The organism is Saccharopolyspora sp. NPDC047091 (genome assembly GCF_040643635.1).
GTDB lineage: Bacteria > Actinomycetota > Actinomycetes > Mycobacteriales > Pseudonocardiaceae > Saccharopolyspora_C.
Map to the genome: position 1 here is coordinate 1 of NZ_JBEYUS010000109.1, position 12,941 is coordinate 12,941.

A 12,941-nucleotide genomic window follows, 5' to 3' on the forward strand; every position below is an offset into this window, starting at 1 on the left:
GGCCGACCACCCGCGGGTTCTCAGCGGGATTCTCGGGAGGACAGCTTTTTCCCTCGTGGCGGAGCCACTCGGGAAAAAGATCCCGCAGCGAGAATCCCGCTGAGGTTCCGCCACCCCAGCGCTGCGCAAAAGGAGCTCATCGACAGGAAGTCAGCCGACGGGGAGCCTGCCTACGCCGCGCCAGGAGATCCCGGCCCGCCGCAGCACGTCCGGGTCCAGGTGGTTGCGGGTGTCCACCACGACCGGCCCCGCGAGCAACCCGGCCACCCGCGGCCAGTCCAGCGCGCGGAACTGCTGCCACTCGGTGAGCACCACCAGCCCGGCCGAGCCCTTCGCCGCCTCGTACGGGTCGTCCACCAGGGTCACCACGCCCTGCAGCGGCGCCTCGTCCCCGCGCAACCCCGGGTCGCAGGCCACCAGTTCCGCACCGCGCGCGGCCAGCAGCTCCGCCACCGCCAGCGCGGGCGAATCCCGCAGGTCGTCGGTGCCCGCCTTGAACGTGAGGCCCAGCAGCCCCAGCCGCACCCCGTCCAGCGAGCCCGCCACGCCGACCCCGCACGCGTCGGAGACCTTCGCGACCATCTGCTCCCGCTGCCGCGCGTTCGAGTCGATCGCGGCGCCGAGCAGCTCGAAGTCGAACCCGACGGACTGCGCCACCTGCAACAGCGCGGCCGTGTCCTTCGGCAGGCAGGAGCCGCCCCAGCCGGGGCCCGGCTGCAGGAACGATTGCCCGATCCGCCGGTCGTAGCCCATGCCCTCGGTGACGTCGGAGATGTTCGCGCCCAGCCGTTCGCACAGCTCCGCCACCGCGTTCACGTAGGACAGCTTCGTGGCGAGGAAGCAGTTCGCCGCGTACTTGACCATCTCGGCGCTCGGCGCGTCGGTGAGCACCGTCGGCGCGCCGAGCCGCGCGTACAGCGCGGCGACCCGCTCGGCGGCGTCCTGCGAGGCGGAGCCCACCACGATCCGGTCCGGGTTCAGGAAGTCGTGCACCGCGGAGCCCTCGCGCAGGAACTCCGGGTTCGACACCACCGGCACGTCGGGGCGGCCGACGAGCTCGGCGACCCGCGCGGAGGTGCCCACCGGGACCGTCGACTTGCACACCAGCACGCACCCGGTGGGCAGTACAGCGGCGACCTCGGCGACGACCGATTCGACGGCGGCCAGGTCCGCGCCGCCGCCGGAGCCCATCGGCGTGGGCACGCACAGGAACACCACTTCGGCGTCGGCGACCGCGCCGGCCGAGCCGAGCACGAACTCCAGCCGCCCGGCCGCGATCCCCTCGGCGACGAGTTCGCCGAGGCCGGGTTCGAGGATGCCGACCTCGCCGCGGGACAGGCGGGCGACCTTGGCCGCGTCCACGTCGCTGCACACCACCCGGTGGCCCAGCGACGCCAGGCAGGCGCCGGTCGTCAACCCGACGTACCCCGTCCCGACGACCACGATCCGGCGAGCGAACACGGCGACCTCCACAGCGGCGGCCCGACCGGGAAATCCCCAGTTCGGGAAGCTGACCTCGTCCGAATCGTGGCACACCGATCGGGTGGGCGACGCTGCTTCGGCAACTGTTCACGCGCTGCTGCTCGGGCGGTGACGCAGCGGTGCACCGCAGTTCACAACACGATCAGTACTGCACAACGGCGCTCAGTACTGGTTGACTACGGGCGCATCGCGATCGACACCGAGGAGAACCCCATGCAGATCACCGGCACCGCGGCCATCGTCACCGGCGCCGCCTCCGGACTCGGCGCGGCCACCGCCCGCGCCCTCGCCGAGCGCGGCGCGCACGTGTTCGGCGTGGACCTGCCGGATTCGGTGGCCGCGGCACCGCCCGTCGACGGGATCACCTACACCGCCGCCGACGTCACCGACGCCGACCAGGTGGGCACCGCCGTCGAGCAGGCCGCGGGCGCCGGGGTGCCGCTGCGGATCGTGGTGAACTGCGCGGGGATCGGGCCGTCCGCGCGGATCAGCGGCAAGCAGGGGCCGCACGACCTCGACCTGTTCCGCAAGGTCCTGGAGGTCAACCTGCTCGGCACCTTCAACGTGCTGCGGCTGGCGGCCGCGGCTATCCGCGAGACCGAGGCCGACCGGGAGGGCCAGCGCGGCGTCGTCGTCAACACCGCCTCCGTGGCCGCCTTCGACGGGCAGATCGGCCAGGCCGCCTACGCGGCCTCCAAGGGCGGGGTGGCGAGCCTGACGCTGCCCGCCGCCCGCGACCTGTCCTCCGCCGGGATCCGGGTGATGACCATCGCGCCCGGCATCGTGGACACCCCGATGCTGGCCACCGTCAGCGAGGAGTTCCGCGCCGGGCTCGCCGCCGGGGTGCCGTTCCCGAAGCGGCTGGCCGTGCCGGGCGACTACGCGAAGCTCGCGGTGGGCATCGTGGAGCACGACTACCTCAACGGCGAGGTCATCCGCATGGACGGCGCGCTGCGGATGGCGCCGAAGTGAGCGGGTGCGGGTTCCGGCCGCGGCGGTCGGCGTCGGCTCGCCCGGTCACCTCGGGTTGCGGGCCGCCTCGGACGCCGACCGCGGCGGCCCGCCGTCCAGCAGGTCAGCTGCCGTAAGAGGTCGCCCGTCACGCAGGCTGCCCGTCACGCAGGCTGCCCGTCACCAGGCTGCCCGTCACGCAGGCCGGCGGGCGCCGGAGGTCAGAGGTCCTCGGTGAAGGGGATCTCGCCCGCCTCCGGGGAGGTCATCCAGCGGCGGACGGCGAGGGTGGCCCGGACGTCGTCCTCGTTGTACTGCAGCAGCCGCCGCCGCTGGGACGGTTCGGGGCGCTGCCCGTCGAGGCCGACCGCGTCCCGGTACCAGCGCATCGAGTTCTCCCCGCTGGCCTCCGGGTCGCGCCAGGCGAACCCGGCGCTGGGCGCGATCACCTTGAGCCCCTTGCCCTGCGGGCACAGGAACTGGTCCCGGACGGCGGCGAACAGGTCGACCCACTCGCCGGAGCCGATGAACCGGCGCACCTCGGACACCTCGGGGATGCCGGGCTTGCCCGCGAAGCGCTCGGCGGAGGACAGCATCCAGCGGTTCTCGGCGAGCTCGTTGTAGCAGTAGGCGCGGAAGGTGAGGCCGCGCGCGTGCGCCCGCTCGCGGACGGCGGTGAACCAGCACCAGAACTCGGCGAACGAGCGGGCCTCGTCGTCGGAGGGCAGCGGATCCCAGGTGACGAACGCGCGGTAGCCCTGCTCCTCGTCGACGTCCGCGCCGGAGAGCCAGCAGCCCCACATGTAGGCGCCGGAGTCGGCGTAGCTCTCCATGTCGACGTCGATCTCCACGTCGGCGCGCGGCACCTGGAGTTCGCGGACGCGGCGCACCAGCGGGAGGTCGCGCAGCCACGCCTTCGCCAGCAGCACGGCCTCGGCGGTGCGGGCGGCGCCGAGCGCGGTCGTCCCGCCCCGCTCGGGGGTCATGGCGGCGAGGTCGTCGACGGTGTGCACGTCGGCGCCGCGCAGCGCGGTGGCGTCCTCGCCGCGGACGACGAGGCTCACGTCCCGGGCTTCGCGCAGTTCCGCCGAGCAGGTCGGCCACCACGGGCAGCCCTTGCACTCCGTGACGCGGGACGGCAGGGCGAGCGGTTCGGCGCCGGTCGCGGCCGCGGTGGCGACGGCGACCCGGTCGGTGAACCGGGCGTCGTACTCGGCGAGCGCGGTGCGGCCACCGGGCCAGTTCGGGGCGAGCAGGTCGTGCCAGACGACGACGTCGCCGTCCACGCCGATGACGCCGCCGGTGGGGTTGCCGGGCGCGGCCATCCCGCACGCGGCGAGCAGCCGCACCAGGTGCGCGAGCCGCAGCTGGTCCCGGGGCTGGGAGCGCACCTTGCGCCGCGGGTCCCGCCGCGCCGAGCCGGGCAGCGGCTCCGCCACCGGCGAGGTGCGGGCGCCGTTGCCCGGGTCGGTGGTCTTGTGCCGCACCACCAGCACCGGCAGGTAGCCGGACTCGACGCGCACCAGCAGGTCGATGCCGCCGAACCGGCCGGCGTCGGGGTCCGGGGGCAGCTGCGCGCCGGAGATGAAGGGGACGCCGTCCCGCATCGCGGTGAGCGTCTCCCGTTCGCGCTGCCGCCGGGACGCGTCCCGCGGGATGCGCGCGAACGATTCGCCGAGGGCGGCCTCGAGCCGGTCGGCGATGGCGCGGCGGTGGTCGGCGGCGTCGCTGACGCGCTGCTCGATGCCCGGGTCCACGGGTGCTTTCGGCAGGTCGCGGGCGTGCGGATCGTTGTCGAGGTGCACCCTCCTGCGGCATCGCGTGACCACGCCCGCGTCGAGCAGCACCTCGTTCTCCACGCCCCGCAGCGTAGGCCGTGCCCCCGACGATCGCGCCCATCACCCCGGTGACGCAGCAGCACGATCGGTCACCCGGAGTGCACGACCCGTGGATCACTCGCGCTTCCGGTCAACCGGCATCGGCCGCGATGACTCCTTACAGTGATCCGCGAGCGAGGGGAAGCCCCGGGCCGGGGCATCGGCACGGCGCGGACCGCGCCGGAACAGCAGGAGGCGGCGATGACGCGAGGCGAACCGGCCACCGCAGCACTGACCACCGAGGTGCTCGGCACCGAACCGCTCACCGGCGGCGACACCGGCGAGGACGTGCGCTCGGCCGCCAAGCAGGTCAAGAAGGTCGCCAAGCTGGAGGCGAAGGCCGCCCAGCAGCAGACCAGGACGGCCAAGGAGCACACCAAGGCCGTCAAGCAGGAGACCAAGGCGGAGACCAAGACCACCAAGCAGGAGGCGAAGGCCGCGGACAAGGCCGCCAAGCGGGACGAGAAGGCGCGCAAGAAGGGCGAGCACGGCCGGTTCACCCCGGGCGACGCCCGCAAGGCCGTCGGCGTCGCCAAGATCCTCGCCCCGGCGCTGGCGCCCTACGCGTGGCAGGCGTTGACGGCCGCCCGGGACGGCTACGACCGGGCCCGCGCGCGGCGGCTCGGCGTGCCCGTCGACGACCTGGGCCGGTTCACCGGGCGCGGCGCCGCGCTGCACGCCCGCATCGCCGGGGACGCCGCGGCGCTGCAGGACCTGCGCTCCCGCACCGGCGGCCGCAGCGCCGCCGAGATCTCGGTGCAGGAGAAGTTCGCGGACCAGGCCGACGGCAGGCTGGGCCAGCTGGCGGGCGCGGTCCGCGCGGCCGAGCACATGCCCGCCCCGCGCCGCCGCGCGGCGCACCGGGCGGTGACCGGCGAGCTGGACCGCATCGAAGAGGACCTGCTCAAGCGGCTCGGCATCTGACGGGCCGCGAACGACGGCAGGGCCGGTCGCTCCCCGAACGGAGCGACCGGCCCTGCCGCGATGGTCAGCGGGCGCGTTCGTCAGAGGGTGACGAACCCCTGCTTCACCATCCAGTCGCGGGCGACGTCGGCCGGGTCCCGGCCGTCCACGTCGACCCCGGCGTTGAGGTCCAGCAGCTCCTGGTTGTTCAGCCGGTCCGAGATCGGCTGGAACACGTCCTCCAGCTGCGGGTACTTCTCCAGCATGTCCACCCGCACGGTGACGCCCAGGTTGTAGCGCGGGAAGAACTTCTTGTCGTCCTCCAGCACCTTCAGGTCCAGCGCCTGGATCCGGCCGTCGGTGGTGAACACCTCGCCGAAGTTGCAGGACTTGCCGGTGGCCGTGGCCGTGTAGATGGTGCCGGTGTTCAGCGTCTCCACCCGGCCCGGATCGACCGCGAACCCGTAGGTCTCCGCGACGCCCGGCATGCCGTCGTTGCGGCTGGCGAACTCGCTCTCCAGGCAGAACGACAGCTCGTCCGGCTTCTCCCGGCCGAGCCGCTTGAGGTCGGACAGCGTGTTCACGCCGAGCCGGTCCGCGTTCTCCCGGTTCAGCGCGAGCGCGTAGGTGTTGTCCGAGTCCAGCGACAACGCGAACCAGGCGACCCCGTTCTGCTCGCGGTCGAGCTTGCGCACCGCCTCGTACTGGGCGATCGCGTCCGGGATCGGGTCGGTCTTGCCGTTGTAGCTGATCCAGGACGAGCCGGTGTACTCCCACACCACGTCGATCTGCTTGCTGACCAGCGCGTTGCGGGCGCTCGCGGAACCGGTGATGTTGCTCAGGTCCCGCACGTCCGCACCGGCGGCCACCAGCGCGAATTCGGCGATGTAGGCCAGCACGATCTGCTCGGTGAAGTCCTTGGAGCCGACGGTGAGCGGCACGCCCTCCAGCTCCGGGACCGGCTTGATGGAGCCGGGCCGCACGCTCAGCGGCACCGACGAGCCCGAGCTGAGCCCGCAGCCGGTGAGCGCCGCGCCCGCCGCGGCGGCCGAGAACAGCTTCAACGCTCCCCGGCGGGACATCGGAGTTCCACGCATCATCGAAGCCCCCTCGGCGACAGGTACCGCTCGGCGAGCCCGCCCAGCCAGTCGACGATCAGGGCCAGCGCCATCGCCAGCACCGCGCCGACGGACAGCACCGTCCAGTTGCTCAGCTTGTACCCGGTGTCGATCAGCTCACCGAGCCCGCCCGCGCCGACGAACCAGGCCAGCGTGGCGGTCCCGACCGCCAGCACCAGCGCGGTCCGCAACCCGGCCAGGATGAACGGCACGGCCAGCGGCAGTTCGATGCGGACGAGCACCGAGAACCCGGACATGCCGATGCCGCGCCCCGCGTCGATCAACGACGGGTCGACCTGCTGGAGGCCGACGAGGGTGTTGCGCAGCACCGGCAGCAGGGCGTACACCGCGATCGGCAGCGTCGCGATCCAGAACCCGGTGGTGCCGTTGGTGAGCAGGAAGAACAGCACCAGCAGACCGACCGACGGCGCGGCCTGGCCCATGTTCGCCAGCCCGATGACCAGCGGGCTCACCCGCCGCGCCCACGAGCGGCTGAGCAGCATGCCCAGCGGCACCGCGACCAGCACCACGATCAGGGCGACCGCGACGCTCATCAGCACGTGCTGCCAGGTGAGCGTGAGCAGCGTGGACGGGGTGATGTTCCGGCTGGTGACGACGTTGTCCCGGTGGGTGAACGCCACGCCGACGACGATCACGACCAGCAGCAGCGCCGCGAGCGGCTGCGCGAACAGGCGCAGCCGTTCCGCGGTGCGGTTCCCGGAGTCGGCGGCGTAGGAGCCGCTCATGACCGGTCCCCGGTGTCGGCGGGCGCATCCGCGGGGGCGTCCGCAGGCGCGTCCGCGTGGTCGTCGGCGTGCTCCTCGCGGAGGTCCTTGATCGTCGTCATCACGGTGTCGATGTCGACGACGCCGATGTACTCCCCGCGCGACCCGGTGACCACGGCGACGCCGTCGTCGTCGGTGAGGATGGCCTCCAGCGCGTCCTGCAGCGTGGAAGCGGGCGAGACGCTGTCCTCCACGGCGCGGCCGGCCCGCTCCAGCGCGGAGACGGAACCGGCTTCGCGGGCGGTGGCCCAGCGCAGCGGCCGCTTGCGGCGGTCCAGCACGAGGCCGATGGCGCCGCGCCGGGTGCCGAGGCGTTCCTGCAGCACGCTGGGCTGCTCGTCGACCCCGGCGGTCGGCACCTGGCCGAGCTCGATCTCCCGCACCCGGCGCAGCGTGAGCTGCTTGAGCGCGGCACCCGCGCCGACGAAACCGGCGACGGTGTCGTCGGCCGGGTTGGCCAGGATCGCCTCGGGCGTGTCGTACTGCAGGATCTTCGACCGATCACCGAGCACCGCGATGCGGTCGCCGAGCTTGACGGCCTCGTCGAAGTCGTGCGTGACGAACACGATCGTCTTGCCCAGGTCGGCCTGCAGCCGCATCAGCTCGTCCTGCAGCACGCCGCGGGTGATCGGGTCCACCGCGCCGAACGGCTCGTCCATCAGCAGCACCGGCGGGTCGGCCGCCAGCGCCCGGGCCACGCCCACGCGCTGCTGCTGCCCACCGGAGAGCTGCCGCGGGTAGCGGCCGCGGTACTCGGCGGGGTCCAGGCCGACCAGGTCGAGCATCTCGTCGACCCGCTCCACGATCCGCTGCTTGGTCCAGCCGACCAGGCTGGGCACCATGCCCACGTTCTCGCCCACCGTCATGTGGGGAAACAGCCCGGCCTGCTGGATCGAGTAGCCGATCTCGCGGCGCAGCTTGTCCGGGTCCAGGCCGAGCACGTCCTGGCCGCCGATGGTGATCCGGCCCGAGGTGGGCTCGATCAGCCGGTTGATCATGCGCATGGTGGTGGTCTTGCCGCTGCCCGAAGGGCCCACGAACACGACGGTCTCACCGGCGGGGATCGTCATGGTGACCGCTTCGACCGCGGCCAGCTTCTGGCCCGGGTACCGCTTGGAGACCTCCTCCAGGCGGATTTCGACGCCGTGGCCGCCGGCGCGGCCGTCGGTGTCGGGCTTGTTGTTCTCAGCCACGAATACCTCTCGAAGTCGTCAGGCGTCCGAGCAGCACGAACACCGCGTCCAGCAGCAGCGCCAGCACGATCACGCCGAGCGTGCCCGCGAGCGCCATGTTCAGCGCGTTCGCGCTGCCGAGGCCGGACAGGCCGCTGAAGATCAGGTTGCCGAGCCCGGGTCCCTTGGCGTAGGCGGCGATGGCGGCGATGCCCATCAGCATCTGGGTGCTCACCCGCATGCCCGCGAGGATCCCGGGCCACGCGAGCGCCAGTTCGATCCTGGTCAGCACCCGGAACCGGTTCATGCCGATGCCGCGGGCGGCGTCCAGGATCGGCTGGTCGACTGTAGACAGCCCGACGATGGTGTTGCGGATGATCGGCAGCAGCGCGTACAGCACCAGCGTCACCACCGACGGCGCGACGCCCAGCCCCAGCACGGGGATGAGCAGGCCGAACAGGGCGAACGAGGGAACGGTCAGCACTGCGCTGGACAGGGCGGTGGCCACCGCGGCCCCGGCGGGGCTGCGGTACACCGCAACCCCGACCAGGACGCCGACGATGGTCGCCAGCACGATGCACTGCAGCACCATGCTGGCGTGCTGGTAGGAGTCCACCAGCAGTTGCTGCCACCTGGAGGCGACGTATTCCAGGAAACTCACGAAGTGGACGCCCCCGGTTTCGCGGCGCTGTCGTCCTCGTCGTCGTTCTCCGCGGGAGTGGTGACGAGCTGGAACTCGCCGTCGTGCTCCTCGGTACCGGCGATGACGGCCTGCTCGAGGACCTCGGCGCCCTTCTCGTCCCGCAGCGTCATCTCATCGCTGCGCAGGTCCTTGGTGAGCGCCACGCACAGCAGCACCATGACGATCGCGAACGGCAGCGCACCCATGAACGTCAGGTTCTGGATGCCCGAGAGCGCGTCGTCCTCACCACCGCCGATCACCAGCATGATCGCGGCGACCGCACCGGTCGCGGCACCCCAGAAGATGACCACCCAGCGGCTCGGCTCGATGGAGCCGCGCTGCGAGAGGGTGCCCATGACCACCGAGGCGGCGTCCGCACCGGACACGAAGAAGATCGCGACCAGGATCATCACCAGCACCGAGGTGATCAGCGCCAGCGGCAGGTGCTCCAGCACCGTGAACGTCTGCGCTTCCGCGCCGCCGTTGACGATGGACGGGTCTGCCTTGCCGGTGTCGATCGCGGCACCGCCGAAGATCGCGAACCAGACGAGGCTCACCACGCTGGGCACCAGCAGCACGCCGCCGATGAACTGGCGGATGGTGCGGCCGCGGCTGATCCGGGCGATGAACATGCCGACGAAGGGCGTCCAGGAGATCCACCACGCCCAGTAGAAGACCGTCCAGCTGGACAGCCACGAGTGCATCTCGTCGCCGCCGGTGGCACCCGCGCGGGAGGCCATCTCGCCGAAGTCGCTGATGTACGCGCCCAGCGAGGTCGGCAGCAGGTTCAGGATCAGCACGGTCGGGCCGGCCACGAACACGAAGATCGCCAGCACCGCCGCGAGCACCATGTTGATGTTCGACAGCCACTGGATGCCCTTGGAGACGCCGGACACCGCGGAGGCGATGAAGCAGATCGTCAGCACGACGATGATCAGCACCAGCAGCACGGTGCTGGTCTGGCCGATCCAGCCCGCGGCCTGCATGCCCGACTGGATCTGCAGCGTGCCCAGGCCCAGCGAGGCGGCCGAGCCGAACAGCGTGGCGAACAGCGCCAGGATGTCGATCAGCTTGCCGATCGGGCCCTCGGCGTTGCGCTTGCCGATCAGCGGCATGAACACCGCGCTGATCAGCTGCTTGCGACCGCGGCGGAAGCTGCTGTAGGCGATCGCCAGCCCGACCACCGCGTAGATCGCCCACGGGTGCAAGGTCCAGTGGAACAGCGAGGTCGCCATCGCGGTGCCCACCGCCGCGTCGGTACCGCCTTCCACGGTGCCGGGGGGCGGGGTCATGAAGTGCGTCAGCGGCTCGCTGACGCCGTAGAACATCAGCCCGATGCCCATGCCGGCGCTGAACATCATGGCGATCCAGGAGATCGTCCTGAACTCCGGCTTCTCGCCGTCAGCGCCGAGCGGGATGCGCCCGTACCGGCTGAACGCCAGGAACAGGGCGAAGATCACGAAGCCGGTCGCGGCCAGGACGAAGCCCCAGCCCGTGTTGGTGACCAGCCATTCCAGTGCGGCCTCGGCGAAGCCGCTGAGCGATTCCGTGCCCACGGAGCCCCACGCCACCAGGATGAACATGATGGCGGCCGTGACGCCGAAGACGGTCCAGTCCGTCCGCGGCTTGCCGATGAACTCGGGGTGACCCGGTGGTTCCGCTGAGTGGCTCGACGAGCCACCCTCTCGTAGATCTGCTTCAGTCGACACAGGTTCCGGCGCCCGAAAGTCGCGACGCCCCCTCCTCTCCGTACCTCATGTCACGACGGCCGGAACGTGTATTCACCTGTCACTGCCTGCTCCTACAGGGACAATTTCCGACCGTCTGCAACCCATAAACCGTGACCCATTCGGCGGATCAAGGCAAGCTCACTTGCGCTCAGCGTGGCCGAACCGACATCTAGGCTGGACATCCGTGGCGACCTGTTCCATCCCTGCGCGTGGCGCTGCTCGTGCGCTGCGCGGGCTGGCGCTGACTGCCACCTCGGCGTCACTATCCGTAGCCGCACATGGCGCAGCAGGTGGTTCCACACCCGATCTCGGAACCACCATGTTGATCACCGCCTTGTTGTCCGGAGCCGGGGTCGCGCTCGCCGACCGCAGGCGAGGGTTGTGGAGCATTGTAGGGGCAATCTGTGTCGGACAGGTGTCACTTCACTTGTTCCTGCAGCTAGCGAGCTCGCACGCGGGGTCGGTTCCGAGCACGGGGCTGCCGCTGGACCCCGTTTCGATGACCCTGGGTCATGGGCTCGCCGGGCTGCTGGTAGCCGTCCTGCTGCACCGAGCCGACGATGCACTCTATGTAATCGTTTCAACCTTACGATTGACGCTTCCGCGCAAGATGTCGTCACCGTTACCCCCCGTGACGACGAAATTCGCGGCCTGCCTCCCGGCGGAGCCGCTCCTCCTGATCGAACAACTGATCCGGCAGCGGATCCACGCTCTGCGCGGACCGCCGGAACCGCCGAACGGCGGACCCGGAGTGACACCGAACGGCACCCGGATCGTTGCCCATTCGTATCCCCGATCGATTCGCAATTCTTGAATTGGTGTGCGAAACCGCACAGATCAGGAGTCCAGATCTTCATGCCCACAACTCGATCTCTGTTCCGGGCCACCGGCGTCAGCACCGCAATCGCATTCACCGCGCTCGCCGGGGCCGGCACCGCCGCCGCGCACGTCACCGCGCAGCCCGAGCAGGCGGAGCAGGGCGGCCACGCCAAGGTCGCCTTCCGCGTCCCGAACGAGCGGCCCGACGCGAGCACCGTGCGGGTGCACGTCGCGCTCCCCCTCGACCACCCGCTGAGCTCGGTGCGCACCAGGCCGCTGCCCGGCTGGGCCGCCGAGGTGCAGAAGGTGCGGCTGGACCGGCCCGTCGACGTGGCGGGCGCCCAGGTCACCGAAGCCGTCGCCGGCATCACCTGGACCGCCCGGCCCGGCACCACCATCGCGCCCGACCAGTTCCAGGAGTTCGAAGCCACCCTCGGCACCCTCCCCACCGACACCGACCGGCTGCTGCTGCCCACCGAGCAGACCTACGACAGCGGTGAGGTCGTGCGCTGGGACCAGCCCCCGGCCCCGGACGGTTCCGAACCGGAGCACCCGGCGCCCGCGCTGGCCCTGGTCGAAGGGGACGGCGAGGGGCACGGCCACGGCTCGGCGCCGAGCGGCGCGGCGGACGGCCACGGCGACCACGGCGACGCTTCCGACGCCGCCGAGTCCGCCCAGTCGGGCGAGTCGGGCGGGACGGACGACACCGCGCGGATGCTCGGCGGTGCCGGGCTCGTCGTCGGCGCGCTCGGGATCGGGATCGGCGCGGGCGCGCTGCTGACCGCCCGCCGCAAGAACGGGGGCAAGGCGTGAAGCGGCTGCTCGCGATCACCGCGCTGACCCTCGCGACGCTGCTCGGCGCCGCGGGTCCCGCGTTCGCGCACAACACCCTCGTCGGCAGCGACCCCGCGGAGGGCGCGCAGCTGAGCACCGGTCCCGCCGAAGTGCGGCTCACCTTCGACCAGCCGGTGCGCGCGGGCGAGGGCTACAACACGATCACCGTCGTCGGTCCGGACGGCACGTTCTGGACCGACGGGGAGGTGCGGGTCGAGGGCACCGAAGTCGTCGCACCGGTGCGCCCGCTCGGGCCCGCGGGCGACTACACCGTGGGCTACCGGGTGCTGTCCAACGACGGCCACCCGGTCAGCGGCAAGCGCGGCTTCACCCTGACCGAGGCGGGCACCGGCACGCCGGCACCGCCGCCGGACACCGGCCGCGGCGAGTCCGAGTCGAGCGGCGGGATGCCGATCTGGCCGTGGATCGCGGGAGCCGTGGTGCTCGTCGCGCTGGGCCTGGTGCTGGCGCTGCGGCTGGGCCGGTCGAGCGACTAGGAGCTGTTTAGGAATTGGTTTTGGTGAGGTCGCGGAGCCAGATGTTGATGGTGGCGATGTGCACGGTGGCTTCGTAGCGGACGGCGAGTTT

General features: G+C 71.6%; 11 protein-coding genes. 4 read left to right on the top strand and 7 right to left on the bottom strand.

Going from position 1 to position 12,941, the window contains the following annotated elements:
* Positions 1-150 precede the first annotated feature (150 nt).
* Positions 151-1,461 (bottom strand): UDP-glucose/GDP-mannose dehydrogenase family protein, encoded by a 1,311-nt coding sequence (locus ABZ805_RS27945; protein ID WP_358446508.1) that lies wholly within the window; start codon positions 1,459-1,461, stop codon positions 151-153.
* Positions 1,462-1,695: 234 nt separating this feature from the next.
* Here ABZ805_RS27945 and ABZ805_RS27950 point away from each other — a divergent pair, with 234 nt between their 5' ends.
* Positions 1,696-2,454, top strand: a complete 759-nt coding sequence (locus ABZ805_RS27950; RefSeq protein WP_358446510.1) for an SDR family NAD(P)-dependent oxidoreductase — start codon at positions 1,696-1,698, stop codon at positions 2,452-2,454.
* Between the two features lie 200 nt (positions 2,455-2,654).
* Here the strand turns inward: ABZ805_RS27950 and ABZ805_RS27955 are convergent, their stop codons facing one another.
* On the bottom strand, positions 2,655-4,292 hold the full coding sequence (locus tag ABZ805_RS27955) for a TM0106 family RecB-like putative nuclease (RefSeq protein ID WP_358446513.1): 1,638 nt from the start codon (positions 4,290-4,292) through the stop codon (positions 2,655-2,657).
* 219 nt (positions 4,293-4,511) lie between these two features.
* Here ABZ805_RS27955 and ABZ805_RS27960 point away from each other — a divergent pair, with 219 nt between their 5' ends.
* A complete protein-coding gene (locus tag ABZ805_RS27960; protein ID WP_358446516.1) occupies positions 4,512-5,234 on the top strand; it encodes a DUF6474 family protein in 723 nt (240 codons plus the stop codon).
* A gap of 80 nt (positions 5,235-5,314) precedes the next feature.
* On the opposite strand, the gene ABZ805_RS27965 is transcribed toward ABZ805_RS27960, so the two are convergent.
* The 5 genes from ABZ805_RS27965 to ABZ805_RS27985 are packed head-to-tail and all read right to left on the bottom strand — an operon-like array spanning position 5,315 to position 10,604.
* Complete coding sequence (locus ABZ805_RS27965) at positions 5,315-6,295, bottom strand: glycine betaine ABC transporter substrate-binding protein (RefSeq protein WP_358446519.1); 981 nt, start codon at positions 6,293-6,295, stop codon at positions 5,315-5,317.
* A gap of 14 nt (positions 6,296-6,309) precedes the next feature.
* Positions 6,310-7,077 carry an ABC transporter permease gene (locus ABZ805_RS27970; RefSeq protein WP_358446522.1) on the bottom strand — a complete coding sequence of 256 codons (768 nt, stop codon included), beginning with the start codon at positions 7,075-7,077 and terminating at the stop codon, positions 6,310-6,312.
* Positions 7,074-8,309, bottom strand: a complete 1,236-nt coding sequence (locus ABZ805_RS27975; RefSeq protein WP_358446524.1) for an ATP-binding cassette domain-containing protein — start codon at positions 8,307-8,309, stop codon at positions 7,074-7,076. The genes ABZ805_RS27970 and ABZ805_RS27975 overlap by 4 nt, the downstream gene beginning before the upstream one ends.
* Complete coding sequence (locus ABZ805_RS27980) at positions 8,302-8,949, bottom strand: ABC transporter permease (protein WP_358446527.1); 648 nt, start codon at positions 8,947-8,949, stop codon at positions 8,302-8,304. Before ABZ805_RS27980 ends, ABZ805_RS27975 begins: the two co-directional genes overlap by 8 nt.
* On the bottom strand, positions 8,946-10,604 hold the full coding sequence (locus ABZ805_RS27985; protein ID WP_358446534.1) for a BCCT family transporter: 1,659 nt from the start codon (positions 10,602-10,604) through the stop codon (positions 8,946-8,948). Before ABZ805_RS27985 ends, ABZ805_RS27980 begins: the two co-directional genes overlap by 4 nt.
* 951 nt (positions 10,605-11,555) lie before the next feature.
* Between ABZ805_RS27985 and ABZ805_RS27990 the strand changes: the two genes are divergently transcribed.
* Together ABZ805_RS27990 and ABZ805_RS27995 are read left to right on the top strand one after the other, a co-directional pair.
* On the top strand, positions 11,556-12,332 hold the full coding sequence (locus tag ABZ805_RS27990) for a YcnI family protein (protein ID WP_358446530.1): 777 nt from the start codon (positions 11,556-11,558) through the stop codon (positions 12,330-12,332).
* Positions 12,329-12,850, top strand: a complete 522-nt coding sequence (locus ABZ805_RS27995) for a copper resistance CopC family protein (RefSeq protein WP_358446532.1) — start codon at positions 12,329-12,331, stop codon at positions 12,848-12,850. Before ABZ805_RS27990 ends, ABZ805_RS27995 begins: the two co-directional genes overlap by 4 nt.
* Positions 12,851-12,941: the final 91 nt, after the last annotated feature.

Bases quoted from the DNA above. Each gene is read 5' to 3' on its own strand.
- ABZ805_RS27950 (WP_358446510.1), top strand. From the start codon at position 1,696: ATGCAGATCACCGGCACCGCGGCCATCGTCACCGGCGCCGCCTCCGGA.
- ABZ805_RS27960 (WP_358446516.1), top strand. From the start codon at position 4,512: ATGACGCGAGGCGAACCGGCCACCGCAGCACTGACCACCGAGGTGCTC.
- ABZ805_RS27965 (WP_358446519.1), bottom strand. From the start codon at position 6,295: ATGTCCCGCCGGGGAGCGTTGAAGCTGTTCTCGGCCGCCGCGGCGGGC.
- ABZ805_RS27970 (WP_358446522.1), bottom strand. From the start codon at position 7,077: ATGAGCGGCTCCTACGCCGCCGACTCCGGGAACCGCACCGCGGAACGG.
- ABZ805_RS27990 (WP_358446530.1), top strand. From the start codon at position 11,556: ATGCCCACAACTCGATCTCTGTTCCGGGCCACCGGCGTCAGCACCGCA.